Annotated in this window: 23 protein-coding genes and 2 pseudogenes; 15 read left to right on the forward strand and 10 right to left on the reverse strand. The window is 72.6% G+C overall.

The features are described from left to right. Positions 1–295: 295 nt before the first annotated feature. The 3 genes from ACFVYK_RS25915 to ACFVYK_RS25925 all read left to right on the forward strand — a co-directional run bounded on the left by ACFVYK_RS25915 (position 296) and on the right by ACFVYK_RS25925 (position 3,303). On the forward strand, positions 296–916 hold the full coding sequence (locus ACFVYK_RS25915) for an L-threonylcarbamoyladenylate synthase (protein ID WP_389778126.1): 621 nt from the start codon (positions 296–298) through the stop codon (positions 914–916). A gap of 119 nt (positions 917–1,035) precedes the next feature. Next, the gene (locus ACFVYK_RS25920) at positions 1,036–1,791 is read left to right on the forward strand and encodes a dienelactone hydrolase family protein (protein ID WP_389778127.1); all 756 of its coding nucleotides are present in this window, start codon (positions 1,036–1,038) and stop codon (positions 1,789–1,791) included. A gap of 321 nt (positions 1,792–2,112) precedes the next feature. Continuing rightward, positions 2,113–3,303 carry a glycoside hydrolase family 64 protein gene (locus ACFVYK_RS25925; RefSeq protein ID WP_389778129.1) on the forward strand — a complete coding sequence of 397 codons (1,191 nt, stop codon included), beginning with the start codon at positions 2,113–2,115 and terminating at the stop codon, positions 3,301–3,303. Between the two features lie 65 nt (positions 3,304–3,368). Here the strand turns inward: ACFVYK_RS25925 and ACFVYK_RS25930 are convergent, their stop codons facing one another. Beyond that, positions 3,369–5,771 carry a M4 family metallopeptidase gene (locus tag ACFVYK_RS25930; RefSeq protein ID WP_389778131.1) on the reverse strand — a complete coding sequence of 801 codons (2,403 nt, stop codon included), beginning with the start codon at positions 5,769–5,771 and terminating at the stop codon, positions 3,369–3,371. 367 nt (positions 5,772–6,138) lie between these two features. Here ACFVYK_RS25930 and ACFVYK_RS25935 point away from each other — a divergent pair, with 367 nt between their 5' ends. Then, positions 6,139–7,644, forward strand: a complete 1,506-nt coding sequence (locus ACFVYK_RS25935) for a metallophosphoesterase family protein (protein ID WP_389778132.1) — start codon at positions 6,139–6,141, stop codon at positions 7,642–7,644. A gap of 65 nt (positions 7,645–7,709) precedes the next feature. Continuing rightward, entirely contained in the window at positions 7,710–8,744 is a 1,035-nt protein-coding gene (locus ACFVYK_RS25940; protein ID WP_389778160.1) for an LLM class flavin-dependent oxidoreductase, read from the forward strand. A 6-nt stretch (positions 8,745–8,750) separates the two neighbouring features. Here the strand turns inward: ACFVYK_RS25940 and ACFVYK_RS25945 are convergent, their stop codons facing one another. Then, positions 8,751–9,746: a TauD/TfdA dioxygenase family protein gene (locus ACFVYK_RS25945; protein ID WP_389778134.1), complete on the reverse strand. Its 996-nt coding sequence runs from the start codon at positions 9,744–9,746 to the stop codon at positions 8,751–8,753. Between the two features lie 197 nt (positions 9,747–9,943). Here ACFVYK_RS25945 and ACFVYK_RS25950 point away from each other — a divergent pair. Next, positions 9,944–10,213 (forward strand): annotated as a pseudogene (locus tag ACFVYK_RS25950) (aldo/keto reductase); the annotation flags it as partial. Positions 10,214–10,217: 4 nt separating this feature from the next. Here ACFVYK_RS25950 and ACFVYK_RS25955 read toward each other — a convergent pair. The 3 genes from ACFVYK_RS25955 to ACFVYK_RS25965 all read right to left on the reverse strand — a co-directional run bounded on the left by ACFVYK_RS25955 (position 10,218) and on the right by ACFVYK_RS25965 (position 13,536). After that, positions 10,218–12,560, reverse strand: coding sequence for a SpoIIE family protein phosphatase (locus ACFVYK_RS25955; protein WP_389778135.1), 2,343 nt, complete (start codon positions 12,558–12,560; stop codon positions 10,218–10,220). 113 nt (positions 12,561–12,673) lie between these two features. Then, positions 12,674–13,141: a peroxiredoxin gene (locus tag ACFVYK_RS25960; protein ID WP_389778136.1), complete on the reverse strand. Its 468-nt coding sequence runs from the start codon at positions 13,139–13,141 to the stop codon at positions 12,674–12,676. Beyond that, positions 13,138–13,536, reverse strand: coding sequence for a hypothetical protein (locus tag ACFVYK_RS25965; protein ID WP_389778138.1), 399 nt, complete (start codon positions 13,534–13,536; stop codon positions 13,138–13,140). The genes ACFVYK_RS25960 and ACFVYK_RS25965 overlap by 4 nt, the downstream gene beginning before the upstream one ends. A gap of 136 nt (positions 13,537–13,672) precedes the next feature. Between ACFVYK_RS25965 and ACFVYK_RS25970 the strand changes: the two genes are divergently transcribed. Then, complete coding sequence (locus ACFVYK_RS25970; RefSeq protein ID WP_389778140.1) at positions 13,673–13,945, forward strand: hypothetical protein; 273 nt, start codon at positions 13,673–13,675, stop codon at positions 13,943–13,945. Positions 13,946–13,966: 21 nt separating this feature from the next. Here ACFVYK_RS25970 and ACFVYK_RS25975 read toward each other — a convergent pair whose 3' ends face one another. Next, positions 13,967–14,239, reverse strand: coding sequence for a hypothetical protein (locus tag ACFVYK_RS25975; RefSeq protein WP_389778141.1), 273 nt, complete (start codon positions 14,237–14,239; stop codon positions 13,967–13,969). On the opposite strand from ACFVYK_RS25975, the gene ACFVYK_RS25980 reads away from it, so the two are divergent. From ACFVYK_RS25980 to hemC, 4 genes are all read left to right on the forward strand, one after another. Further along, positions 14,238–15,218, forward strand: coding sequence for an ATP-dependent DNA ligase (locus ACFVYK_RS25980; RefSeq protein ID WP_389778143.1), 981 nt, complete (start codon positions 14,238–14,240; stop codon positions 15,216–15,218). The genes ACFVYK_RS25975 and ACFVYK_RS25980 overlap by 2 nt on opposite strands. A gap of 145 nt (positions 15,219–15,363) precedes the next feature. Continuing rightward, entirely contained in the window at positions 15,364–16,140 is a 777-nt protein-coding gene (locus ACFVYK_RS25985) for an NPP1 family protein (RefSeq protein WP_389778145.1), read from the forward strand. Positions 16,141–16,465: 325 nt separating this feature from the next. Beyond that, entirely contained in the window at positions 16,466–16,843 is a 378-nt protein-coding gene (locus ACFVYK_RS25990; RefSeq protein ID WP_389778146.1) for a GNAT family N-acetyltransferase, read from the forward strand. A gap of 69 nt (positions 16,844–16,912) precedes the next feature. Then, on the forward strand, positions 16,913–17,848 hold the full coding sequence (gene hemC, locus ACFVYK_RS25995; RefSeq protein WP_389778148.1) for a hydroxymethylbilane synthase: 936 nt from the start codon (positions 16,913–16,915) through the stop codon (positions 17,846–17,848). Positions 17,849–17,879: 31 nt separating this feature from the next. On the opposite strand, the gene ACFVYK_RS26000 is transcribed toward hemC, so the two are convergent. Continuing rightward, positions 17,880–18,404, reverse strand: coding sequence for a hypothetical protein (locus tag ACFVYK_RS26000; protein ID WP_389778149.1), 525 nt, complete (start codon positions 18,402–18,404; stop codon positions 17,880–17,882). 262 nt (positions 18,405–18,666) lie between these two features. Then, positions 18,667–19,131: pseudogene (locus ACFVYK_RS26005) on the reverse strand (ATP-binding cassette domain-containing protein); the annotation flags it as partial. A 209-nt stretch (positions 19,132–19,340) separates the two neighbouring features. On the opposite strand from ACFVYK_RS26005, the gene ACFVYK_RS26010 reads away from it, so the two are divergent. Together ACFVYK_RS26010 and ACFVYK_RS26015 are read left to right on the forward strand one after the other, a co-directional pair. Next, the gene (locus ACFVYK_RS26010) at positions 19,341–20,162 is read left to right on the forward strand and encodes an RNA polymerase sigma factor SigF (protein WP_389778161.1); all 822 of its coding nucleotides are present in this window, start codon (positions 19,341–19,343) and stop codon (positions 20,160–20,162) included. A gap of 226 nt (positions 20,163–20,388) precedes the next feature. Continuing rightward, on the forward strand, positions 20,389–21,192 hold the full coding sequence (locus tag ACFVYK_RS26015) for a VOC family protein (protein ID WP_389778151.1): 804 nt from the start codon (positions 20,389–20,391) through the stop codon (positions 21,190–21,192). An 81-nt stretch (positions 21,193–21,273) separates the two neighbouring features. Here the strand turns inward: ACFVYK_RS26015 and glgX are convergent, their stop codons facing one another. Continuing rightward, complete coding sequence (glgX, locus tag ACFVYK_RS26020; protein WP_389778163.1) at positions 21,274–23,391, reverse strand: glycogen debranching protein GlgX; 2,118 nt, start codon at positions 23,389–23,391, stop codon at positions 21,274–21,276. Positions 23,392–23,426: 35 nt separating this feature from the next. Beyond that, complete coding sequence (locus ACFVYK_RS26025) at positions 23,427–23,936, reverse strand: pep a2 (RefSeq protein WP_389778153.1); 510 nt, start codon at positions 23,934–23,936, stop codon at positions 23,427–23,429. Positions 23,937–24,233: 297 nt separating this feature from the next. On the opposite strand from ACFVYK_RS26025, the gene ACFVYK_RS26030 reads away from it, so the two are divergent. Together ACFVYK_RS26030 and ACFVYK_RS26035 are read left to right on the forward strand one after the other, a co-directional pair. Next, on the forward strand, positions 24,234–24,533 hold the full coding sequence (locus tag ACFVYK_RS26030; protein ID WP_389778155.1) for a DUF5133 domain-containing protein: 300 nt from the start codon (positions 24,234–24,236) through the stop codon (positions 24,531–24,533). Between the two features lie 40 nt (positions 24,534–24,573). Then, on the forward strand, positions 24,574–25,207 hold a 634-nt coding region (locus tag ACFVYK_RS26035), incomplete at its 3' end, for a maltotransferase domain-containing protein (RefSeq protein WP_389778156.1).

Below are 25,207 nucleotides of genomic sequence, written 5' to 3' on the forward strand. Positions count from 1 at the left end.
CGAGGGGTCGGCGTTCGAGGACCGGTTCGCCGCTGCGGACGTTTTCCACGGACGGTCGGCGCGCGCACGCCCGGCGCGTGGGCGGTCGACGCCTCCGTGGCGGGCTCGGCGTCGCCGGCCGCGGCGGTCCGGGCACTCGCACCGCCGCACAAGATCCAGGCCGTCGGCGTCGAGGCTCCCGGTGCGGCGCGGGGAGGCGGGCCGCGAGCCCCCGGCCACGTGGTCGAGGCTCCGGAAGGGCGCCGCGGGGCGGTCCGGCGCGGTCGCGCCCCTCGGCACGGCATAAGCTCAGGCAATGGCGAAGTACTACGACGTGCACCCCGACAACCCCCAGCCGCGCACCATCTCCCAGGTCGCGGCCGCCATCCGGGCGGGCGCGCTGATCGCGTATCCGACGGATTCCTGCTACGCCCTCGGCTGCCGGCTCGGCAGCAAGGACGGCATCGACCGGATCCGGTCGATCCGCAATCTCGACGACCGGCACCATTTCACCCTGGTCTGCCAGGACTTCGCGCAGCTCGGCCAGTTCGTCCGGGTCGACAAGGACGTGTTCCGGGCGATCAAGGCGTCGACGCCCGGCAGTTACACCTTCATCCTCCCGGCGACGAAGGAGGTGCCGCGCATGCTCCAGCACCCGAAGAAGAAGACGGTGGGCGTGCGCATCCCGGACCATGCCGTCACCCAGGCCCTGCTGGCCGAGCTCGGCGAACCGCTGCTGTCCAGCACGCTGCTGCTGCCCGGCGAGGAGGAGCCGATGACCCAGGGCTGGGAGATCAAGGACACGCTGGACCACGTGGTGGACGGCGTGCTCGACTCCGGGGACTGCGGAACCGAGCCGACGACGGTGATCGACTTCTCCGAGGGCGAGGCGCAGATCGTGCGGCACGGGGCGGGCGACACCTCACGGTTCGAGTAGCGCCGCCCGCGCCGGGGTCGTCGAGAGGAGATCAATGGCGCATGCAACGATGGGCGCTGCCCGGCCCGGCCGGGCCGAACGTTCGCTCGTCGCCATGCACCGTGCTTAGGAGCTCCCCCATGACCTCCGTACAGGGAACAGCAGTGGACATCCCCACCGAGGACGGCGTCGCCGACGCCTATCTGGCGCATCCCGGCGACGGCGCGCCCCGCCCGGGCGTACTGCTCTACCAGGACGCCTTCGGACTGCGTCCGCAACTGCGGGCGATGGCCGACCGGCTCGCCGCGGCCGGCTACGCGGTGCTGGTTCCCAACCTGTTCTACCGCCACGGACGCGCGCCCGTCATGGAGTTGCCCGACTTCATCGACCCGGCCGCGCGGCCGGAGATCTTCGAGAGGCTGTACCCGCTCGTGCTGGCCCTCACGCCCGAACTGATCGTCCGGGACGCCGCCGCGTATCTGCGGTGGCTGGAGGAGCACGCGCTGGTCGCGGACGGTCCGGTCGCGGTGACCGGCTACTGCATGGGCGCCCGGCTCGTCCTGCCGACCGCCGGGGCCCATCCGGACCGGGTCGCGGCTGCGGCCGGTTTCCACGGCAGCCGTCTGGTGACCGACGCGCCGGACAGCCCTCACCTGGCCGCCGAGCACATCACGGCCGAGGTCTACTTCGGCCACGCCGACGACGACCCGGGGCTGCCGCCCGAGCAGATCGAACGCTTCGAGGAGGCGCTCACCGCGGCCGGCGTCCGGCACACCTGCGAGGTCTACTCCGGCGCCCCGCACGGTTACACGCAGGCCGACACGTCCGCGTACGACGAGGCGGCTTCCGAGCGGCACTGGGCGGCACTGCTGGAGCTGCTGAAGCGGACCTTCTGAGCGGGTCGGCCGACGACCGGGACGCCCGTGGCCGGAGAGGCCGCGGGCGTCCTTCTTCCTCCACGTTCCTCGACGCTCCTCGACGTCCCTCGACGCTCCTCGACGCTCCTCGACGTCCCTCGACGCTCCTCGACGCTCCTCGACGCTCCTCGACGTCCCTCGACGGCCCTTGACGTCCCTCGACGTCCCTCGACGTCCCTCGACGGCCTTGACGTCGCTTTCGTTGAAATTGTTGACATGAGCACCCCCCGATGCGACTTTGAGAGCGCTCTCACGATGGTACGGACCAACCCCACAGGCCTACCCGCACGGAGGTGGAGAGTGCTCACCAGGATCACCTTCAGACTGCTGGGCGCAGGCGCGCTCGTCGGCGCACTGCTCACCCTCGGTCCACCGACGACCGCCCGGGCCGCCGTCCCGGACACCGTCCCGCTGAAGATCACCAACAGTTCGGGCCGCGGCGAACCCGTCTACGTGTACAACCTCGGCACCCAGCTGTCGTCCGGCCGCCAGGGCTGGGCGGACGCCAACGGCGGCTTCCACGCCTGGCCCGCCGGCGGCAACCCGCCCACGCCGGCGCCGGACGCGTCGATCACCGGCCCAGCCGCCGGGCAGTCGACCACGATCCGGGTGCCCGAGTTCTCCGGCCGGATCTACTTCTCCTACGGTCGGAAACTCGACTTCCGGCTGACCACCGGCGGGCTGGTGCAGCCCGCCGTGCAGAACCCGAGCGACCCCAACCGCAACATCCTCTTCAACTGGTCGGAGTACACGCTCGACGACTCGGGGCTGTGGCTCAACAGCACGCAGGTCGACATGTTCTCCGCGCCGTACGCGGTCGGGGTGCAGCGCTCCGACGGCGCCACCGTCAGCACCGGGCACCTCAGGCCAGGCGGCTACAGCGGCTTCTTCGACGCCCTGCGCGGCCAGCCCGGCGGCTGGGCGAACCTGATCCAGACCCGGTCCGACGGCACCGTGCTGCGCGCACTCTCCCCCCTGTACGGAGTGGAGACCGGGGCGCTCCCGGCCGGCGTCATGGACGACTACGTCAACCGCGTGTGGCAGAAGTACACGACGACGACGCTGACCGTGACGCCGTTCGCCGACCAGCCGGGCACGAAGTACTACGGCCGGGTCTCGGGCGGGGTCATGAACTTCACCAACGCCTCCGGAGCGGTGGTCACCAGCTTCCAGAAGCCTGACGCCTCCAGCGTCTTCGGCTGTCACCGACTGCTGGACGCCCCCAACGACACCGTGCGCGGGCCGATCTCCCGGACCCTGTGCGCGGGCTTCAACCGCTCCACCCTGCTGGTGAACCCGGCCCAGCCGGACACCACGACGGCCGGCTTCTACGAGGACGCGGTGACCAACCACTACGCCCGCAAGATCCACGCGCAGATGGCCGACGGGAAGGCCTACGCCTTCGCCTTCGACGACGTCGGACACCAGGAGTCGCTCGTGCACGACGGATCCCCGCGCCAGGCGTACCTGACGCTCGACCCGTTGAGCTGAGCGCACACGGCGACGTCCCGCACACGGAGAGAGCCCGTGTGCGGGACGTCGTCGGGCGGTGCGGATCAGCCGGTGGTGACGGCGGTGTCGTCCACCACGAAGCTGGTCTGCAGCGAGGAGTCCTCGACGCCGGAGAACTTCAGCGTCACGGTCGAGCCCGCGAAGGACCCGAGACTGAAGGACTTCTGCACGTAGCCGGAGGCCGCGTTCAGGTTGGAGTACGTGGCCAGCGTCGTCGAACCGGCGGTGACCGTCAGCTTGTCGTACTGGGAGCTGCTGGTGGTCTCGGCCGTGTCGACGTGCAGGTAGAAGGTGAACGTGGTGTTGGTGCAGCCGCTCGGGACCGCCACCGACTGCGAGAGCGTTTCGGTGTGGGTCGAGCCGTAGCCGTCGAGCCACGCCTTGTAGGAGCCGGTGCGGGCCGCCTCGCCACTGGAGTTGGTGATGACACCGCTGGAGGCGGTCCAGACGGTGCTGCCCGACTCGAAGCCCGCGTTGCCCAGGAGCTGTGTGGCCGTGCAGGAGCCGCCGCCGGATGCGTTGACCGTCCAGGTGAAGGCCGCGGTGCCGGTCGCGCCGGTCGAGTCGGTCACCGTCACGGTGGTGCTGGACGAGCCGGCCGTGGTCGGAGTCCCGGAGATCAGACCGGTGGAGGAGTTGATCGACAGGCCGGCGGGCAGACCAGTCGCCGCGTAGGTCAGGGCGCCGCTGTTCGTGCTGCTCGCCGAGATCTGCAGGCTCACCGCGGTGCCGACCGTGGCGGTCCGGCTGCCCGGGTTGGTGACCGAGACGCCCGTCGACGGGACCGTGATGTGGCTGCCGACGTTGATCCCGGCGAACGCGTTGCCCACGCCGGCGTACTGGGCGGAGCCGGAGCCGTACAGCGCGGCGGCGGCGTTGAGCGCGGCGGTGCGCGCGCCCGCGTAGTCGGTGCTGGACGTCATGTACGTCGTCAGCGCCTTGTACCAGATCTGCAGCGCGGCGGCCCGGCCGATGCCCGCGACGGCGACGCCGTCGGAGGTGGGGCTGTTGTAGGTGACGCCGTTGATGGTCTTGCTGCCGCTGCCCTCGGAGAGCAGGTAGAACATGTGGTTCGCCGGGCCCGAGGAGTAGTGCACGTCGAGGTTTCCGACGCCGGAGTACCAGCTGTCGGCGGAGCCGCCGTCCTTGCTGGGCTTGTCCATGTAGCGCAGCGGGGTGCCGTCGCCGTTGATGTCGATCTTCTCGCCGATGAGGTAGTCGCCCGCGTCGGAGGAGTTGTTGGCGGAGAACTCCACGCCGGTGCCGAAGATGTCGGAGGTGGCCTCGTTCAGACCGCCGGACTCACCGGTGTAGTTCAGGCCCGCCGTGTTGGACGTGACGCCGTGGCTCATCTCGTGGCCGGCCACGTCCAGCGAGGTCAGCGCGTGCGTGCTGCCGGTGCCGTCGCCGTACGTCATGCAGAAGCAGTCGTCGTCCCAGAACGCGTTGACGTACGCCGTGCTGTAGTGGACGCGCGAGTAGGCGGCGACGCCGTCGTTCTTGATGCCGCTGCGGCCGAACGTGTTCTTGTAGAAGTCCCAGGTGGCCTGGGCGCCGTAGGCGGCGTCCGCGCCGGCCGTCTGGGTGTTGGAGCCGGAGCCGGTGCCCCACACGTCGTCCGAGTCCGTCATCAGGGTCCCGGTACCGGAGGTGCCGTTGTTGAGGCTGTACGTCTTGTGACCGCCGCGCGTGGTGTCGTACAGCTGGTACGTCGACCCCGACAGCGTGGTGGACAGGCTGACCGAGCCGCTGTACTGGGTGTTGCCGGTGCCGGTCTCCACGCCCTCGTACCGGGACAGCTCGGCGCCGGTGGTGGCGTCGGTGACGACGTGCAGTCTGCTCGGCGTGCCGTCGTCCTGCAGACCGCTGACCACGGTCTCCCAGGCCAGCTTGGGGGCGCCCGAGCCGGCCCAGACCACCTTGCGGGCGCTGCGGGCGGCCGGGTCCTTCGCGTCGAGGGCCCTGGCGGCCGCGAGGGCCTTGGTCCGGGCGGCCGCCTGGCTGTACGCGGCGGTCGTGGACGGGACCGAGACGGTACGACGGTTGTTGTTGAAGGTCGTGCTCACGGTGCCCGCGGCCAGGGAGGCCGGGGGCGTGTGCACGACGAGGTCGCCGCCGAGGACGGGCAGCCCGGCGTAGGTGCGCTCGTAACGCGTGTGCACGGTGCCGTCGTTGTCCTTCACGACGTCCTTGACGACCAGCTTCTCCTGGGCGCCGAGGCCCAGGGTCTGCGCCGTCTGAGCCGTCTTCGCCTCGGCGCCCCTGATCAACGTCGCGTGCTGGGCGGGCGTGAGGCCGGCGGGCAGGGCGCCGGTGCGCAGGGGTGCGGGGTGGGGGGCCGCGGGGGCCGCGGTCGCCGGAATCGACTGGACTCCGAGGGCCAGGAGGGCGGCGGTGGAGAGCAGGGCTGCTCCGACCGCGGTCCGCTTGCGGGGGTTGGGTCTCACTCGTTCTCCTACTGCGGCGGCCGGTGGGATCGGCCGGTGACAGACCGGGCAGACGGGTGTGCTGTCCGGGACGAGCTGAGCGGTGCGGGACCGTGAACAGGTGGGGGCGACGTGCCGCAGGTGTACGGCAGTCGGTGGGAGAATGACAGGCTTGTCGGTGGCATGTCAGCCTGACCGGGGCGCTTCAAGGGTTATCCCTCGGTGCCGGACGCCCTCGACGCCGCCGCCCCCGGTCAGGCTGTGAACGACCTGTGCGTTCGCTGTCCGGTGCGCACCCGGACACCGCGGCGACGGCGCTCGCCGCGCACGGCGCCCTCGCCGGTCACCCGACTCCGGCCGCACGGTGGGTCATTGCTACGGTTCACCGGTGTCTGACTCCTCACGCGATACCGCCGCCGGCGCCGGCTGGGGCGACGCCGACCGAGGCGCGTACCGACAGCTCATGCCGGGCAGGGTCGAGAAGATCTCGTGGCTGAACCCCCGGCTGCTGTGGGCCGCCCGCAACGGAGTGCTCGCCTCCTGGTTCGGCGACCCGACGGGCCGCACCCGCGGCCGCCTGGTCGCGCGGCGGGCGTCGGCCGGCGCACCGGACGACAAGGTGATCCGGCGCACCGACCCCGACGAGTTCTCCTTCATGGTCATCGGCGACACGGGCGAGGGCGACGACCCCCAGTACGCCGTGGTGCCAGGTTTCCTGAGGGTCGGTCAGGGCACGTCCTTCGCCGTCCTGGCCAGTGACGTCATCTATCCGGTCGGCAGCGCCGACGACTACGGGGTCAAGTTCTTCCGCCCGTACCGCGACTACCCCGCCCCGATCTACGCGATACCCGGCAACCACGACTGGTACGAGGACCTCGGCGCGTTCATGCGGGTCTTCTGCGACGATGCCGCGCCCCTGCCCGCCGAGCCCGCGCCGCGCCCCCTGACCCGCGCCTGGCTGCGTTCGCTGCTGTGGCACCGGCCGCGTCCCGAGGACGGCCAAGGCCTGGAGCGCGCACGGGAGTTGCGCGGCAACCCCGGCCAACAGGCCGTCCAGCCGGGCCCGTACTGGGCGATCGACGCCGGTCCCGTCCGGATCATCGGCATCGACACCGGGCTGCTGGGCGTCCTGGACGCCGAACAGGGCGCATGGCTGCGCGAGGTGTCCCGGTGCCCGCGCCCGAAGATCCTGATCACCGGCTCTCCCCTGTACGTCGACGGAGAACGCCGTCCGTGCCCCACCGAGGGCGGCGGCACCGTCGACGAGATCGTCACCGCGCCCGCACACCACTACGTGGCGGCGATAGGCGGCGACATCCACAACTACCAGCGCTACCCGGTGCGGCTCCCGGACGGCCGCACCCTGCAGTACGTCGTCGCGGGCGGCGGGGGCGCCTTCATGCACGCCACGCACACCATCCCCCGGGTGTCCGTCGCCGGCGTCACGGAAGGCGACTTCCGCTGCTATCCGCTGCGCGGCGACTCGCTGGCCTTCTACAGCCGGCTCTACGGGCGCCGGCTGCGGCTACGGCGGTTCTTCGCCCTCACCGAGGAGGAGGCCCAGGCGGTCGTCGCCGAGCGGCTGGGCATCGCGCCCACCCGTACGCCGGGCCCGCGGGTGCGGGTGACGCGACGGATCCGGCTGATCGCCTCCCTGCTGGGCGCCGGCGGCCGCCCGGAGCGACGCAAGCGGTTCCGGCTGCCCGTGCGCAAGATCTACACCCAGCTGTTCTCGCCCGGCTCGGCCACCTACAGCCCGCCGTTCTTCAAGTGCTTCCTGCGCCTGGACGTCTCGCCGGAGTCGATCCGGCTGCGCTGCCACGCGGCGACCGGCAACCTCGCTCAGGAGCTCAACCCACCGGTCGAGGACGAGGTCGTCATCCCGTTGGGCTGACCCGCCTGGGATCATGCGGTCAGGACCACGGTACGACCGTGCACACCGAGAACGACGGAGGAGCTGTGCCCCCGACCTCACGCCCCCTGCGCAGACTGGGCTTCCTCACCATCGGGCTGTTCGACGGGGAAGACCCGGGGCCGGGCCACGAGACCACCCTGGAGATCATCGAACTGGGCGAGCGACTCGGCTTCGACAGCGCCTGGGTGCGCCACCGGCACCTGCAGTACGGCATCTCCTCACCGGTCGCCGTCCTGGCGGCGGCCTCGCAGCGCACCCGCCGCATCGAGCTCGGCACCGCCGTCATCCCGCTCGGCTGGGAGAACCCCCTGCGCCTCGCGGAGGACCTGGCGACGGTCGACGTCCTGTCGGGGGGCCGGCTCAACCCGGGGGTCAGCGTCGGCCTGCCCATGCACTACGACCAGGTCAAGGAGGCCCTGTACCCGGACACGGCCGACGCCGAGGACTTCGGCTACGAGCGGGTGCGGCGGCTGCTGGACCTCGTGCGGGGCGAGGCCGCCACCGACTTCAGCGGGGTCGAGGGTTTCGAGGTGTTCTCCGACCGGGTCCAGCCGCACTCCCCCGGCCTGGGCCGCCGGCTGTGGTACGGCGGCGGCAGCCCGAGGTCGGCGCGGTGGGCCGGGGAACACGGCATGAACTTCCTCACCAGCAGCGTCGTCAAGGCCGAGGGGCCGGACGACACGAGGGACTTCGCCGAGATCCAGCTCTCCCACGTCCGCGCCTTCCGGGCCGCGCACCCCGACGGCGAGGCGGCGCGCGTCTCCCAGGGACTCGTGGTCATCCCCACGGACTCCGCCTCGCCTCGACAGCGCGCGCGGTACGAGGAGTTCGCGGCCGGGCGGCTGCCCCGCACGACCTCCCCGCAGGGCCCGGCCCGGCTCCTCTTCGCCCCGGACCTGGTCGGCTCCTCGGACGAGATCGCCGAGCGCCTGCACGCCCACGTCGCGTTCCGCGAGATCGACGAGGTGGCCTTCGCCCTGCCGTTCACCTTCGCACACGAGGACTACGTGCAGATCCTCACCGACATGGCGACGAAGCTCGGCCCGGCGCTGGGATGGCGGCCCGGCGCGGAGGTCTGAGGCCCCTCACCAGCGGCCCGGCTCGGTTCCCGTCACCGCCTCGGACGGCCTGCCGTCCACCCCGACGGGGACCTCGCCGGCGAGCATCACCCGGTGCATGGTGCGCGGGAAGCCCAGGTGTGCGGTGTCGCCCGGCGCGAGATGGATGGTGGCGCGGTTGTCCCAGAAGGCCACGCTGCCGGGTTCCCAGCGGAAGCGGACCGTGTACTCGGCGCGGGTCGCCTCGTCGAGCAGCATGTCCAGGATCGCCCGGCTCTCGGCCCGCGAGAGATCGGTGATCTGCTCGACGTAGTAGCCGTTGACGTACAGCACGCGCTCGCCCGTCTCGGGGTGGACCCGCACCAGCGGATGCACCGAGGCGACCTGGCGGTCGAGGAGGTGGCGGACGTAGGCGTCGTCCCCGGGGCGGGGCTGATAGCCGACGCCGAGCCGGTGCTCGGCGCGCAGCCCCGACACGAACTCCCTTACCGGCGCGGACAGTCCGGCGTAGGCGGCGGCCAGGTTGGACCAGGTCGTGTCGCCTCCGTAGGGCGGCACGGTCTCGGCGCGCAGGATCGTCGCGGCCGGCGGGTCGACGCGGGCGCCGTGGTCGCAGTGCCAGCCGCGCAGCAGGGTGTGCCGGCGCCGCCGCAGCCACTCCTCGTGCTCCATGCCGAACTTCTCGCCCAGTTCGAGCCGGTCGGCCGTCGTCTCGATCTCGGGGAAGTCGGGCGGCGAGGCGCCGCCGCGCCTGCGCAGCACGACGGGTTCGCCGAACCGCCGCGCGAACGCCACATGTCCGGCGTGGTCGAGACGCTGCCCGCGGAAGAACACCACCTTCCAGCGGCGTACCGCCCCCTTGATCGCCTCGACCTGGGCGTCGTCGAGGCCGGCGGCCAGGTCGACGCCGTCGATCTCGGCGCCGATGTGCCCGGCCGCCGGCTGCACCCGCACTCCGGCCGCCCGCGCGGCCTCGTCAACCGCCGCGTCGTCGAGGCCGGCCGGCCGGTTGTCCGTCGTCATGGGCTCTCCGCTCGTCTGCGTTCGTGGTGGTCGTGGGTCACGGCACCGGGAAGATCGTGACAGCGATCCGGCGGCCTCGCGACATCCCCCTCATCCCCCCCGCCTCCTTTCCCGCCGTCGCCCCGGGTGTCCGTTCGGTCGACGGCCTCCTCTTCCCCGAGGCCGGGGGGACGACACAGCCGAGGGAAGGCTTCATCGTGATCGACATCCCGCAGCACTCGCTGAACGACGGCACGAAGCTCCCCGCCGTGGGGCTGGGCACCTGGCCGATGGACGACGCGGAGGCCGAGGAGGCGGTGGCCGGGGCGCTCGGCCTGGGCTTCCGGCTCGTCGACACGGCGACCGACTACCGCGACGAGACCGGGGTCGGCCGGGGCGTGACCCGCGCCGGGGTGGCGCGCGAGGACATCGTGCTGACCACGAAGCCGCCCGGCCGGCACCGCGGCTACGAGGAGACCCCCGCCTCCTTGGTCACTCGGGGTCCAGCGACTGCTCCGCCCAGATCGTCTTTCCGCGGCTCGTCTGCCGGCTCCCCCAGCGCTGGGTGAGCTGCGCGACGAGCAGCAGTCCGCGCCCGCCCTCGTCGAAGGCGTGGGCGCGGCGCAGGTGCGGGGAGGTGGAGCTGCCGTCGGAGACCTCGCAGATGAGGGTCCGGTCGCGGATCAGGCGCAGCTGGATGGGCGGCGCGCCGTAGCGGATGGCGTTGGTGACGAGTTCGCTGACGACGAGTTCGGTCACGAACGCGGCCTCCGCCATGCCCCACGCGGCGAGCTGCTCGATGGCCGCCTGCCGGGTGGCGGCCACCAGCGCGGGGTCGGGGGCGACGTCCCAGGTGGCGACCCGGTCCGCGCCCAGGGCCCGGGTGCGGGCCAGCAGCAGAGCGACGTCGTCGCCGGGCTCCTCCGGCAGGACCGCCTTGAGGACGCTGTCGCAGAGGGCGTCGAGTGAGGCGGCGGGCGCGGTGAGGGCGCTGCACAGTTCCCCGGTGGCACGGTCGACGTCGCGGTCGCGGTCCTCGACCAGACCGTCCGTGTAGAGGGCGAGGACCGACTCCTCGGGCAGTTCCAGCTCTACGGCCTCGAAGGGCAGTCCTCCGACGCCGAGCGGGGGGCCGGGGGTCATGGCGATCGGTCGCGCCGTGCCGTCGGGCAGGACGAGGACCGGTGCCGGGTGGCCCGCGGCGGCGGCCGTCAGGCGGCGGCCGACGGGGTCGTAGACGGCGTAGAGGCAGGTGGCGCCGAGTTCGGCGGCGTCGTCGCCGCCCTCGTCGTAGGCCGCCAGGTGGGTGACGAGGTCGTCGAGGTGGGTGAGGAGCTCGTCGGGCGGGAGGTCCACGTCGGCGAGGGTGCGCACGGCCATGCACAGGCGCCCCATGGTCGCCGAGGAGGGGATGCCGTGTCCGACGACGTCGCCGACGACGAGGGCGACCCTGCTGCCGGAGAGCGGGATGACGTCGAACCAGTCGCCGCCGACGCCCGCCGTGGAGCCGCTGGGCAGGTAGCGGTGGGCCACCTCGACGGCGGCCTGTCCGGACAGGCCCCGCGGCAGCAGGCTGTTCTGCAGGGCGAGGGCGGTGGTGCGCTCGCGGGCGAAGCGGCGGGCGTTGTCGATGCAGACGGCGGCCCTGCTGGCCAGCTCCTCGGCGAAGACGGCGTCGTCGGCCTCGTAGGCGTCGGGGTGGGCGATGCGGACGCCGACCAGGACGCCCAGGGTGGTGCCGCGAGCCCGCAGGGGCACCGAGAGCACCGAATGGACCCCGCTGCGGAAGCGGCGGCCGTCGGGAGCGCGCGCGTTGCGTTCGGCGAGCCAGCGCATGAACTCGGGCTCGCCCGCCTGGATGCGCACGGCGCGCCTCTCCCGCAGGGCGCGGGCGGGCGGGCTGAAGGGCGGATGGACGTCGGTCTCGCCGAGGCGGACGGCCGCCTCGGGGGTGCCCTCGTGCGCGGAGCCGTGGGCGACCCGGCGCAGCACGACCTCGCCGCCCGGGCCCGGGGGCGGCTCGTCGGCGCCCAGCACCCAGTCCAGCAGGTCGACGCTGACGAAGTCGGCGAACCTCGGGACGAGGAGCTCGACCACTTCCTCGGCCGTGCGCACCACGTCGAGGGTGGTCCCGATGGAGGCCGCGGCCTCGTTCAGCAGGACGAGCCGCTGGCGGGCCAGGTACTGCTCGGTGCTGTCGAACGCGGCCAGGGCGACCCCGGCGACCTCGCCGGACGCGTCCCGCACGGGCCACATCTCGGTGGTCCAGGCGTGCTCGCGGTTGAGGGAGGGGGCGCCGGTGAAACTCTCGTAGCGGATCGGGCGGCCGGTCTGCGCGACCTGGCGGAGGTGCCAGTCGAAGCCCCGGCTGTGCGCGGCCTCCTCGACGGTGTCCGGGAAGCGGCGGCCGAGCAGGACGTCCTCGGAGACGCCCATGACCTTGCACGCGACCTCGTTCAGCCGCAGGTAGCGCTGCTGGGTGTCGAAGACGGACATCGACATGGACGCCTGCTGGAAGGCCCGCCCGGCCAGGGTCGGCTCAAAGGAGGCGGGCAGCCCGGCGCTCAGCGCGTACCCGGCGGGCCGGCCGTCGGGACCCAGCACGGGGCAGGCCGTCACGGTCAGGGTCATGGGGTGGCCGTCACGGTGGCGCACCACGACGGGGCCGGTCCACTCGCCGTCCGCGCGCCGTGACAGCGGCTCGGCGAGCAGGCCGGTCGCCCTGCGGCCCACGGCCTCCTCGGCCGGGTGGCCGGTCAGCACACGGGCCCCCTCGCTCCAGCCCGTCACGATGCCCTGCGCATCGATGACCGCCGCAGCGACGACATGCTCCATGCCGTCCAGAATGGTCCCTTTGCCCCGGCGCATCAACCGCGACGGCCGGTCGGGGCGAGGGGCCCGGAGGTGTGCGCGGGCGGTGGGCCGCCCGCTCCGGCCGTCCGCGACCCTCAGGGACGCTGGGCGCGCAGCACGTCCAGAGCGCGGTCGGCGTGGGTGTTCATGCGCAGTTCGCTGCGCACGACCTCCAGGACCGTGCGGTCGCGCCCGATGACGAAGGTGACCCGCTTGGTGGGGGCCAGGGAGAAGCCGCGCTTCACGCCGAACCGCTCGCGCACCGAGCCGTCCTCGTCGGACAGCAGCGGCATGCCGAGCGTGTGCCGGCCGGCGAACTCCTGCTGGCGGTCGACGGAGTCTCCGCTGATGCCGACGGGCCGCGCGCCGACGGCGGCGAACTCCGCGGCCAGGTCGCGGAAGTGGCAGGCCTCCGCGGTGCAGCCCGGGGTGAGCGCGGCGGGGTAGAAGAAGAGGACCACCGGCCCGTCGGCGAGCAGATCGGTCAGGCTGCGGACGGCTCCCGTCTCGTCCGGCAGGGCGAAGTCCTCGACGAGGTCGCCGACCTCCAGAGCCTTGCTCATGCCCGTGCCTCCGCGGTCAGCGGAGCGCCGGCGCTCGCGGCGACGGCGCGCGCCCACAGCACGAGAGGCGCCTGCAGGGGGAGACGGCCGATGGCGGCGGCCCTGAGCGGGGCGGGACGGTGACGCCAGTCCCACGCCATCTTGACGTTCGCCGGGAAGACGCCGACGAAGAGGGCGGCGGCGGCCAGGGCGGCCGTCTTCCGGGTCCGGGGCAGGGCCACCCCAGCGGCCAGCGCCAGTTCCGCGGCGCCGCCGGCGTACGTCCAGGCCCTGGGCGAGCCGGGCAGCGCGCGCGGGACGATCGCGTCGAACGGGCGCGGCACGGCGAAGTGGGCCGCGCCCGCTGCGGCCAGCAGGCCCGCCAGCAGCAGGGGTGAGCGTTCGGACCGGGGCACGGTTCCTCCTCAGATGAGCTGGCGCCCGACATTACTGGAGGGTAGAGCCGGGTGGCCCGGCGGGGTCCCGGGACGGAAGCGACGTCCAACTCGCCCCTGCGTGGCCACGGTTGCCGGGCCCGGATAGTCTGCGGCGATGATCGTCCATCTGCTGTGGCATGTCGCGCACCACAACGAGGCCGGCGAGAACGGGGCGGCCCTGCACCGCGACGGGGAGACGGTCCACCTCGACGAGCAGGACGGCGACGACGTCAAGCTGCTCGGGGTCTACTCCACGCCCGAGAGGGCCGAGGAGCGCATGCGCCGCGCACGCCTCCTGCCGGGGTTCGCCGACGAGCCGGACTGCTTCGTGGTCGACGCGCACACGCTCGACGAGGACGAGTGGACCGGCGGCTACCTGCGCTGCTGAGGCGCGCCCGGGACGCGGACGTCAGACGCCGGGGACCGCGGCCTGCCGCTCGCCGTCGTCCTCGACGGCACAGGCGAGGAAGCCGTCCACCATGCGGTGGAAGAGCGTGGCGAGCGGGCGCAGGTCCTCCGGGGCCCAGTCGGACAGCGCCGGCCGCATGCCCCTGGCGCCCGCCTCCCGGATGCGGTCGACGGCGGCGCTGCCCGCGTCGGTGAGCTGCCCGTGGCCGCCGTTCAGGGGAAAGGAGCGCGCCGCGCGCGTGGCGGCGGGCCCGCGCGTCGACACCTCACCCATGTCCCTCCCGCTCGTCGCGCCCATGCTCGCCACCCCCGGCTCCCTCCCGCCCGTGGCCCAGGACGCGCGCTGGGCCTACGAGACCAAGCAGGACGGGCAGCGCGCCGTGGTGTATCTCGCCGGGGACGGGGCCGTCACCCTGCGGGCCCGCTCGGGCGAGGACATCACCGCCGCCTACCCGGAGCTTCGGCCGCTGGGCGGCACGCTCGGCGGCACGCCGGCGGTGCTGGACGGGGAGGTGCTCGCCCTGGACGCGCAGGGCCGGGCCGACTTCCAGTTGCTGCAGTCGCGCATGGGGCTGGTCCAGGCGCCGGGCAAGGCGGCACGGCTGGCCGCGACGGCGCCGGTGCACCTCGTCCTGTTCGACGTGATGCACCTGGCCGGACGCTCCCTGCTCGCGCTGCCCTACACCCGGCGCCGGGCCCGGCTGGAGGAGCTGGGCCTGGAGGGGCCGTTCTGGTCGACGCCCGGCGCCCTGGTGGGTCACGGGCGCGAGGCCCTGGAGGCGACCCGTGCGCACGGACTGGAGGGCCTGGTGTGCAAGCGGCTGGACTCGGCGTACGAGCCCGGCGTGCGCTCGCGGGCCTGGATCAAGATCCGCAACATGCGGGTCGCGGACGTCCTGGTGGGCGGCTGGCTGCCCGGCAAGGGGCGGCTGACCGGGCTGCCCGGCGCCGTCCTCGTCGGGCAGCGCGCCACGACGGGACTGCGCTACGTCGGCAGCGTGGGCACCGGCTGGAGCGAGGCCGAACGGACCGAACTCGCGGCGCTGCTGCGGGCCGACGCGACGCAGGTGTGCCCCTTCGACGCCGTGCCGCGGTCGGCGGGCGCGCGCTGGGTGACGCCCCGGCTGGTCGGCGAGGTCCGCTACAGCACCCGCACCAGGGCGGGGCTGCTGCGCCAGCCGTCCTGGCTGCGGCTGCGGCCCGACCTGAGGCCCGAGGAGTCGGCGGCCGACGTTCCGGACACTTCCGCCTGAGACGGGTCGCGGCGACCTTGTGTTGGCCAGTCCTTCACCACCGATACGCCTGCGACCCCTTGGCGCGGGAGGGAAAAGCGTGGAAGCTGAACTCCCTTTTCCCCCACAGCCGTTCGGCTGCGCCCGCGCCCGAGGAGAACTCCCCGTGTCCTCAGCCCAGTTCAAGGTCCACCGCAGGAGGTGGCTCACCGGTCTCGTCGGCGCCGCCGCGCTGGTCGTCGCCGTCCCTTCGGTCGCCTTCGCCGCTCCTCCCCAGGCGCTTCCGCAGAACGCGGAGGCCGCGGAGCTGACGTACCAGCCCGCGTTCGACTACGACACGGACGGGTGCTACTCCACGCCCGCCATCGGCCCCGACGGCACGGTCAACGGCGGCCTGAAGCCCAGCGGGGCGCTCAACGGCAACTGCCACGACGCCTCGGACCTCGACAACACCAACAGCTACTCGCGCTACAAGTGCAACAACGGCTGGTGCGCGTACATGTACAGCCTGTACTTCGAGAAGGACCAGGCGGTGGCGGGCAGCGGCATCGGCGGGCACCGCAACGACTGGGAGCACGTCGTGGTCTGGGTGCAGAACGGCCAGGTCCAGTACGTCTCCACGTCCAACCACGGCTCGTTCACCGTGCACGCCGCGTCCACGGTCCGCTTCGAGGGCACCCACGCGAAGGCGGTGTACCACAAGGACGGCATCCGTACGCACTGCTTCCGGATCGCCAACTCCAACGACGAGCCGCCGGAGAACGCCAAGCACACCTGGCAGTACCCCCCGCTGGTCGGCTGGAACGGCTACGCCCCGGGACTGCGGGACAAGCTGAGCGCGTACGACTTCGGCAGCGCCAACTTCGGTCTGAAGGACGCCAGTTTCGCCGGGAACCTGTCGTCGGCGAAGCCCTCCGGGATTCCCTTCGACCCCAACGCGTAGGCGTCCCCGGCGGACCGGCCGCGCAGGCCCGCCGCGGGGTTCGGCCCCGGACCGGCGTCCGGGGCCGTCCGCGGGGCATGATGACCGGATGGATCTTCTTCGAGAACTCCCGTCCATGACAAGGGAGAAGGCGCCGGATCCCCTCGCCGGGGCCCCTCGCCCGCGCGTCGTCCGCACGGCCGGTCCCCGCGACCCGGCCGACGCGGTCCGGGGTGTCCACGCGGCCGGGGGCGAGGTCCGGTGAGCGCCGGCCGGGTGCGGCCCGCCGAGCGGTCCGACCTGCCGCGCGTCGCGGAACTGGCCGCGCAGCACGCGCGCTACGAGCGTGGAACCGCCCGTGCCCGACCTCGCCGAGCGCCTGGCCGTGCTCCTGTTCGAGGCGCCCGAACCCCGGCTCGGGTGCCTGGTCGCCGAACTGCCCGAGGGCGAGGTCGTCGGCTACGCCACCTGTTCCCCGGCGCTCTCCACCTGGGAGGGCCTCCAATATCTCCATATGGACTGCCTGTTCCTCGCCCCGGACCATCGCGGCCTGGGTCTGGGCGCCCTGCTGATGGACGCGGTGGTGGACCGGGCCCGGCGTCTGGGGCTGGCCGAGGTGCAGTGGCAGACCCCCGTCTGGAACGAGGGCGCGATCCGCTTCTACGCCCGGCGCGGCGCTCTCGGAGCGGACAAGCGGCGCTTCAGCATGCGACTGGACACCTGAACCGCCGAACGGTGGCCGAAACCCGTGAGCGGCGCGGGGCGTGGGTCACGAGGGTCTATCGTGTCCCGCATGTCCGTTCCGGAACTCATCCGCATCGTCTCCCGCGACTCGCCCATGGCTCTGGCCCAAGTGGAGCGGGTACGCACGGAGTTGGCCGCTCTGCACCCCGGCGTGCGCACCGAGGTCGTCCCCGTGCGGACGACCGGCGACAAGTGGATGGGCGATCTGTCCCTGGTCGAGGGGAAGGGCGCGTTCACCAAGGAGGTCGACGCGGCGCTGCTGGCCGGCGACGCCGACCTCGCGGTGCACTGCGTCAAGGACGTCCCCGCAGACCGGCCGCTGCCCGCGGGCACGGTGTTCGCCGCGTTCCTGCGGCGCGACGACGTCCGCGACGCCCTCGTCCACCCGGGTGGCAGCACTCTGGACGAGTTGCCGGCCGGGACGCGCATCGGCACCTCCTCGGTGCGCCGGATCGCCCAACTCGCCGCGACCCACCCCCAGCTGCGGTGCGTGCCGTTCCGCGGCAACGCCAACCGGCGGCTGGAGAAGCTCGCGGCGGGCGAGGCCGACGCGCTGCTGCTCGCGGTGTCCGGGCTGGAGCGCATCGACCGGCGGGACGTGATCAGCGAGGTGTTGTCCCCGGAGACGATGATGCCGCCGATCGGCGCGGGCATCCTCGCCCTGCAGTGCCGCGAGGGCGACGGCGAGCTCATCGACGCGGTCAGCGGGCTCGGCGATCCGGCGACCCACCGGGAGGCCTCGGCGGAGCGCATGTTCCTGCACGTGCTCCAGGGCCACTGCAACAGCCCGATCGCGGGCTACGCGCGGGTGGACCGCAGCGGCGAACTGTCCCTGCGCGCCTGCGTGTTCACCCCGGACGGCAAGACGCGGCTCAACGCCCACGAGTGGGCGGGGCGGCTCGACCCGGCGACGCTCGGCACGTCGGTGGCGGTGGCGCTGCTGCGGCAGGGCGCGCGCGAGATCATCGACGGCATCCCGCACTGACCGCACGCGCTCCCGAAGGGCGCCAAATCCGTCAGGCGGTGCCCTCTTCGGCCTGGTCGCGCAGGAAGTTGCTCACCTGGCGGGCCAGGCTGTCGTCGCGTCCCGCGCCGGTCTGGGCGCCGCCGGAGCCCTCGTGCAGTCCGATGCCGCCGGTCCACAGCCGGCGGTCGGCCCAGTCGTCGTCGACGCGCAACTGGATCTGGACGTCCACCTGGCCGAGGCAGGCCTCGGGGCCCGCCGCGTACAGCACGGCGGTCGCCCGGCGCAGCGGATAGACGTCGAAGCCCTCGATGAACTGCGAGTTGCGCCAGTCGATGAACGCGCTCTCCCCGTCGGGGCCGAGCCGCACGTCGATCTGACCGTCCTCCAGATGGATCGTGGAGTGCAGGCCGCCCCGGTTCTCCACGGTCACCCGCAGACAGAAATAGGTCAGCCCCTCCGCCGCGTCGTCACGCCCCCGCGGCGGCTCGCTCTGTTCCAGTCGGTGGACGCGGACCCGCAGACCGGCGTACTCGTCGTACTCCAGCCAGTCCCCGACCACGTTCGGCTCGTGCACAGTCCACCTCTCGACTTCTACCGGCTGCTTCCTATCCGTGTGCCGATCTCACTGTCAAATGAGCAGAATGAGCGGTGGCCAGGGTGTTCATCCCGTTTGATCGCTGATCAAGCCGTGCGCAGGCACAATCGGCGAGCGGACGCCGAAAGGGCTCGTCCGGGGGGTGCCGCACATCACGTCTCCGGGACGCGTCAGCGGGCCAGTCGGCCCAGGAGCGAGGAGGCCGGCGGTGACCCCGAGCTCGGCGGTCACGGCGAGCACCCCGGGGCGCGCTGACCAGGGCCTGGGTCAGCTCGAGCCGGCGGACCATCCCGCCGGAGCAGGTGCCGGCCGGTCGGCCGGCGGCGTCGGTGAGGCCGAGGGCGTCCAGGGCCTGGGCGACGCGTTCGGCGCGCTCGCGCCGCGGCACGTCGAAGACGCGGGCGAACCGCGAGACGTTCTCGCGGCCGGTGAGCCCGGAGTCGGCGGACAGCTGCTGGGGGGCGTAGCCGAGCAGCCGTCGTACGGCCATGCGGTCCCCGGCGGCGTGGTGGCCGAAGACGCGCACCATGCCGACGGCGACCGGCAGCAGCAGCGTGGTGATGCACCGGACGGCGGTGGTCTCGCCCGTTCCGTTGGGTCCTCACAGGCCGAACACCTCGCCTTCCCGGACGGTCAGGTCGAGCCCGTCGACGGCCTTCGTGTCGCCGAAGGCGTGGGCGAGCCGGCTGAGAGGTGATCGGTCCAAGAGCGGGTCAAGGGACGATACGAGATATATCTGGAGAAACTGTTTCGATACGCCCTGCTCCGGGCATCAGCAGGTAAGTGCTTCGGAGAGGAGGCACGTCCGTCGGACCCGCTGATCGGGCGGCCCCGGGTGTGCCCGAATCCCTCCGGTCGAGCGGTTCCCACGGTGTCCCCCGTCCATCGGCAACCCTCCTGAGGGAGGCGCGCGTGATGCGTACCATCGTCCGAACAAAGCAGCACCCCCATGACGACGCCCCGGACACGACCGAGTCCTTCGAACGTCTCGCCGGGCTCCCCGCGGGTCCCGAGCGACAGGCGCTCAAGGACGAACTCGTCCGGCTCTGGCTGCCCATGGCCGAGCGGATCGCCGTCCGTTTCCGCGGACGCGGCGAGGCGCTGGAGGATCTTTACCAGGTGGCGGCCCTGGGACTCGTCAAGGCCGTGGACCACTACGACCCCGAGCGCGGGCGTGCCTTCGAGGCGTACGCGGTGCCGACGATCACCGGTGAGATCAAGCGGCACTTCCGCGACCACATGTGGACGCTGCACGTGCCGCGCCGGGTCCAGGACCTGCGCAACCGGGTGCGCCACGCGACGAAGGAGCTGTCCCAGACCACTCCCGGCCGAGCGCCGACCATCGCCGAGATCGCCGCGTACGCGCAGCTCACCGAGGACGAGGTGCGCACCGGCGCGGAGGCGCTGGAGTGCTTCACCGCCCTGTCGCTGGAGGCCGAGCTGCCCGGCACGGACGGCTACGCGCTGGAGGACGCCCTCGGCCACGCCGACCCCGGCTACGACACCGTCGTGGACCGGGTGGCCGTGGCGCCCTGTCTGCGGGCCCTGCCGGAGCGCGAGCGGACCATCCTGTATCTGCGGTTCTTCGGCGGCATGACGCAGAGCCGGATCGCCGAACAGCTGGGCATCTCGCAGATGCACGTCTCGCGGCTCCTGAGCGGCTGTTTCGCGCGGCTGCGCGAGGAGATCACCGCCGAGGCCGCGAGCGGGACCGGGGCCGAGCCCGCGAGCGACTGACGCCCGCCGCCGGGCGACCGCCCCGCTCACGTCCCGCGTCACCCGAACGGTCCGGTCGCTCCGGGCCGCTCCGGGCCGTTTCGCCCCTGTCCCACGCGGTACTCGGGCCGCCTCCCCATCGAACCACCCGGTCCTCGCCAGGCGGCCCGGGCCGGCGCGGCCGGACACTGGGGGCGACCCTCGTCCCCGCCGCCCGCCGGCCGACAGACTCAGGAACGCGAGTGCCATGAAACACCATTCGACATCCGCCCACGGCGCCCGTGCGGCGGTCTCCACGCACTCGGTGTACGGCGCCCCCTGCTGGGTGAGTCTGACCAGCCGTGACCTGGAGGCCACCCAGGACTTCTACCGGGCGGTGCTGGGCTGGAAGTGGCTGCGGGGCGCGCTCGGCGACCACTTCCGCACGGCCCTGGTGGGCGGCGTGCCGGTCGCGGGGGTGGCCGCGGTCGCCTCGATGTGGCAGATGGCGGTCGCCTGGACGCCCTACTTCGCCGTCCCCAGCGCCGACGACGCGGCGTCCCGGACACGGGAGCGCGGCGGGACCGTGGCCGTGGGCCCCATCTCCCTGCCGCCGGGCCGGGCGGCCCTGCTGGCCGACCGGGACGGCGCGACCTTCGGCATCTGGGAGGGCGAGCTGATCGGCAACTGGGAGGCCTGGCGGCAGGCGGCCCCCGCGTTCGTCCGGCTGCACACCCGTGACGCCTTCGACTCGGCCATCTTCTACGGCGAGATCCTCGACTGGGCGACCGACCGCCCCGGCGGTTGCCAGGTCCACTACGAGGCCGGCGAGGTCGTGCTGCGCAGCCGGGGCGACGTGGTCGCGCGGATCACGTCGGGCGCGCTGGAAGCGGCGCCCGACCCCACCATCCGACCGCACTGGCAGGTCCACTTCGCCGTGGCGGACGTGACCGTGTGCGCCCGGTCGGCGGAGAAGCACGGCGGCAGCGTGCTCGCCGAGACCGCCCACGAGGCCGTGCTGCGGGACCCGGACGGCGCCCAGTTCACGGTGACGTCGCACCGCCAGCGCTGAGCGCCCGCCCGCCTCAGCGCCGAGCGCCCGCCCGCCTCAGCGCCGAGCGCCCGCCCGCCTCAGCGCCGAGCGCCGCCTGCCTCAGCGCCGGCGCAGCGGGGGCCGGGAGAGCACCAGCAGGCTCCGGGGCTCCAACGTGACCTCCGCGTCCGCCTTGAACTCGCTCTCGTCCAGAGCGCCGTCGGGTTCCGCGGTGTCGACGCACACGGTCCAGCGCGCGCCGTGACGCGCGTCGGGCAGCCGGAAGACGACCGGCTCCCAGAAACCGTTGAACAGCAGCAGGAACGAGTCGTCGACGACGGGCCGGCCGCGGGGATCCGGTTCGGCGATGGCATCGCCGTTGAGGAACACGCCGACGCTGTGCGCGTCGGAGCGCTGCCAGTCACGGGCCCTCATCTCGTCCGCGTCCGGCCGCAGCCACACCAGGTCCGGCAGCGGCTGTCCCGCGCTGGTGACGGTCTCGCCCCGGAAGAAGCGGCGCCGGCGCAACACGGGGTGAGCGGCGCGCAGGGCGCCGAGGCGGCGGCAGAAATCGGTCAGCTCCCGCTGCTCGTCGGCCGACCGCCAGTCGATCCAGGACACTTCGTTGTCCTGGCAGTAGGCGTTGTTGTTGCCCAGCTGGGTGCGGCCGAGTTCGTCGCCGTGGGACAGCATCGGGATGCCCTGGGACAGCAGCAGCGTGGCGAGCAGGTTGCGCTGCTGGCGGGCCCGCAGCGCGAGGACGGCGGGACGCTCGGTGGGACCCTCGACCCCGCAGTTCCACGACCGGTTGTCGCTCTCGCCGTCCTGGTTGTCCTCGCCGTTGGCCTCATTGTGCTTGTCGTTGTACGACACGAGGTCGCGCAGGGTGAAACCGTCGTGCGCGGTGACGAAGTTGACGCTGGCGCGCGGACGGCGCCTGCTGTGCGCGTACAGGTCGGAGGAGCCGGTCAGCCGGGAGGCGAACTCGCCCAGCGAACCGGGCTCGGCGCGCCAGAAGTCGCGTACGGCGTCGCGGTAGCGGCCGTTCCACTCCGACCACAGCGGCGGGAAGTTGCCCACCTGGTAGCCGCCCTCGCCGACGTCCCACGGCTCGGCGATCAGTTTGACGCGGTTGATCACCGGATCCTGCTGGATCAGGTCGAAGAACGCCGACAGCCGGTCCACCTCGTGGAACTGCCGGGCGAGGGTGGCCGCGAGGTCGAAACGGAAGCCGTCGACGTGCATCTCCGTCACCCAGTACCGCAGCGAGTCCATGATCAGCTGCAGGACGTGCGGGTGGCGCATCAGCAGGCTGTTGCCGGTGCCGGTGGTGTCGTAGTAGTGCGCCCAGTCGCCGTCCACGAGCCGGTAGTAGGAGGCGTTGTCGATGCCGCGGAAGGAGAGGGTCGGGCCCATCTCGTTGCCCTCGGCGGTGTGGTTGTAGACCACGTCGAGGATCACTTCGAGGCCGGCCGCGTGCAGCGCCTTCACCATGGCCTTGAACTCGCTCACCTGTCCGCCGCGGGCGCCCCGGGCGGCGTAGGCGTTGTGCGGGGCGAAGAAGCCGATGGTGTTGTAGCCCCAGTAGTTGGACAGCCCCCGGTCGGTCAGGACGCCGTCCTGGACGTACTGGTGCACGGGCATCAGCTCGATCGCCGTCACGCCCAGCGAGGTGAGGTGCGAGGTGACCGCGGGGTGGGCGAGCCCGGCGTAGGTGCCGCGCAGGTCGGGCGGGACGTCGGGGTGGGTGCGGGTCAGGCCCCGCACATGCGCCTCGTAGATCACCGTGTCGGCGTACGGGCGGCGCGGCGGCTCGTCGTCGCCCCAGTCGAAGGCGGGGTCGGTGACCACGCCCAGCAGGGTGTGGCCGGCGCTGTCCGCGGGGTCGGGCCGCTCGCCGGCCCGCTCGAAGAGGGCGGCGTGGTTGTCGATCTGGCCGTCGACGGCGCGCGCGTAGGGGTCCAGCAGCAGCTTCGCCGGATTGCAGCGGTCGCCGCCGGACGGGTTCCACGGTCCCTGCACCCGGTAGCCGTACCGCTGCCCGGGGCCGATCCCGGGCAGGTAGGCGTGCCAGACGAAGCCGTCCACCTCGGTCAGCTGGACGGTGCGGGCGGCGCCATCGTCGTCCACGAGGACGAGGTCGACGCGTTCGGCGACCTCGCTGAACAGCGCGAAGTTGGTTCCCTGTCCGTCGAAGTCGGCGCCCAGCGGGTAGGGGTGCCCGCCCCACACGGACACCCCTGCGCCGTGGCGCGCGCGGCTCGTGCGTGAGCTCACCGGGCGGCCTCCAGGACCCGCTCGTCGTCCGCCCGGGCGGCCACCTCGGCGATCGTGAGCGCGCGGGGCACCTGAAGCCCCTCCCGCAGGCTGGGCGACGGCGCCCTCGGCACCAGGGGCACGCGCTCGCCGGCGCGGGCCCGCTGGGAGAACCAGATGACCTTGCTGCCGGTGTCGGTGGCGCAGCAGCCCCAGCCGTCGCTCATGGCGGCGATGCGCTCCAGGCAGGCGCGCAGGTCGAGGTCGGGGCGCAGCCGGCGGTCGTCGCCCCCGACCGCGGTGATCAGGTGCTGGCCGTTCCACCACATCTCGATCGAGGTGTGCTTGTCCTCGGCGTGTTCGTCGATGGCCTTCAGCAGCATCTCGACGCCGCGGCACACGGGCTCGACGAGCGTCTCGAGGTCCCAGTACGCCAGGTGGGCGGCCAGGATGCGCCTGACCTGAACCACCCGTTCCGGACAGACGTCCACGTCGAGGTGGTAGTAGCAGGGGACTGCGGTCTTCATCGTCGTTTCGCTCCTCACCGGCGAGGCTCACACTCCTCCTCGGCCCGACGGGCCGGGGGGTACCCGACACGAAGCGTGAGCGGTAATCGCTTCAGAGTCACAACCACAGTGAGGCTGCTACGCCATTCGTGCAACACGAGCGCACCACAATCAAGATCCAACAGGACGTTGGGTGATACGCCGTGCACCATAAGTGAAGGCCTCGGGAGGTTGGACGCTTTCGCACCTCTGCGGAAAGGGCCGGTCCGCTCGTCGTGAGCGGCGTACCTCGTGAACTCCCGAAAGGTGTACTGCGCGATGCTGCAACCAGCGAAGACCGAAGTCGCCAGAACCCTGCGCGGGTACCGGGCCTGGGAGCGGGCCATGCTCGCGCACCCGGGCGACCGCTCGGCACGGGCCGCCTTCGAGGACTGCGGTTACACCCTGTGCGTGCTGATGGGCAAGCGCTGCGCACGGGAGGCCGCTGACGCCGCCGAGCAGTACCTGCGGACCACCGCCGAGTCCCGGCTGCGGGAACGCAGGGGAACGACCCGCAGGAGCGGCGTGACGCGGCTCTCGGTGACGTCGTCCCTGCCCCGCCTGCCCGCCGAGATGTAGCACCCCGCGTCCAGCGGGTCGTTCGACCGGCTCGGGTCCCATGAAGCCAGTTTCAGCTAGCGGAGGTGCACAGGTGAAGTCCACCAGGGCGATCGGCCGTATCCCGGTCCGGGACGTCGAACCGCGCGTGGAGTGCGGTCGGCGGCCGGCGAAAGCCGTGATCGGGGAGACGGTGCGGATCTCCGCGACGGTGTTTCGCGAGGGCCACGACGCCATCGGCGCCAACGTGGTCCTCAAGAACCCGGACGGCGGCCGCGGGCCCTGGACGCCGATGCGCGAGCTCGCCCCCGGCACGGACCGGTGGGGCGCCGACATCACGCTGGACGCCATGGGCCGCTGGACGTACACCGTGGAGGCCTGGAGCGACCCGATCGCCACCTGGCGCCGGCACGCGGACGTCAAGATCCCGGCGGGCATCGACGTCGGTCTGGTCCTGGAGGAAGGGGGCCGGCTCTACGAACGGGCGGCCGCCCGGGCGCCGCGCGGACCGGAGCGCACCCTGCTGCGGGAGGCGGCGAAGGGGCTGCTCGACGACTCGGCCCCGGTGGCCGAGCGCTACGCCGCGGCGCTGACGCCGGAGGTGACCTCGCTCCTGGCGCGGCGTCCGCTGCGCGAACTGGTCACCGCTTCGGAGCCGCTGCCCCTGCTGGTGGAGCGGGAGCGGGCCCTGTACG

The sequence above is a fragment of the Streptomyces sp. NPDC058291 genome (genome assembly GCF_042880855.1).
Taxonomy (GTDB): domain Bacteria; phylum Actinomycetota; class Actinomycetes; order Streptomycetales; family Streptomycetaceae; genus Streptomyces.

Bases quoted from the DNA above. Each gene is read 5' to 3' on its own strand.
- ACFVYK_RS25970 (WP_389778140.1), top strand. From the start codon at position 13,673: ATGATCGTCCATCTGCTGTGGCATGTCGCGCACCACAACGAGGCCGGC.
- ACFVYK_RS25955 (WP_389778135.1), bottom strand. From the start codon at position 12,560: ATGGAGCATGTCGTCGCTGCGGCGGTCATCGATGCGCAGGGCATCGTG.
- ACFVYK_RS25975 (WP_389778141.1), bottom strand. From the start codon at position 14,239: ATGGGTGAGGTGTCGACGCGCGGGCCCGCCGCCACGCGCGCGGCGCGC.
- ACFVYK_RS26030 (WP_389778155.1), top strand. From the start codon at position 24,234: ATGCTGCAACCAGCGAAGACCGAAGTCGCCAGAACCCTGCGCGGGTAC.
- ACFVYK_RS26015 (WP_389778151.1), top strand. From the start codon at position 20,389: ATGAAACACCATTCGACATCCGCCCACGGCGCCCGTGCGGCGGTCTCC.
- ACFVYK_RS25980 (WP_389778143.1), top strand. From the start codon at position 14,238: ATGTCCCTCCCGCTCGTCGCGCCCATGCTCGCCACCCCCGGCTCCCTC.
- ACFVYK_RS26010 (WP_389778161.1), top strand. From the start codon at position 19,341: ATGCGTACCATCGTCCGAACAAAGCAGCACCCCCATGACGACGCCCCG.
- ACFVYK_RS25960 (WP_389778136.1), bottom strand. From the start codon at position 13,141: ATGAGCAAGGCTCTGGAGGTCGGCGACCTCGTCGAGGACTTCGCCCTG.
- ACFVYK_RS25920 (WP_389778127.1), top strand. From the start codon at position 1,036: ATGACCTCCGTACAGGGAACAGCAGTGGACATCCCCACCGAGGACGGC.
- ACFVYK_RS26025 (WP_389778153.1), bottom strand. From the start codon at position 23,936: ATGAAGACCGCAGTCCCCTGCTACTACCACCTCGACGTGGACGTCTGT.
- ACFVYK_RS25915 (WP_389778126.1), top strand. From the start codon at position 296: ATGGCGAAGTACTACGACGTGCACCCCGACAACCCCCAGCCGCGCACC.
- ACFVYK_RS25945 (WP_389778134.1), bottom strand. From the start codon at position 9,746: ATGACGACGGACAACCGGCCGGCCGGCCTCGACGACGCGGCGGTTGAC.
- hemC (WP_389778148.1), top strand. From the start codon at position 16,913: ATGTCCGTTCCGGAACTCATCCGCATCGTCTCCCGCGACTCGCCCATG.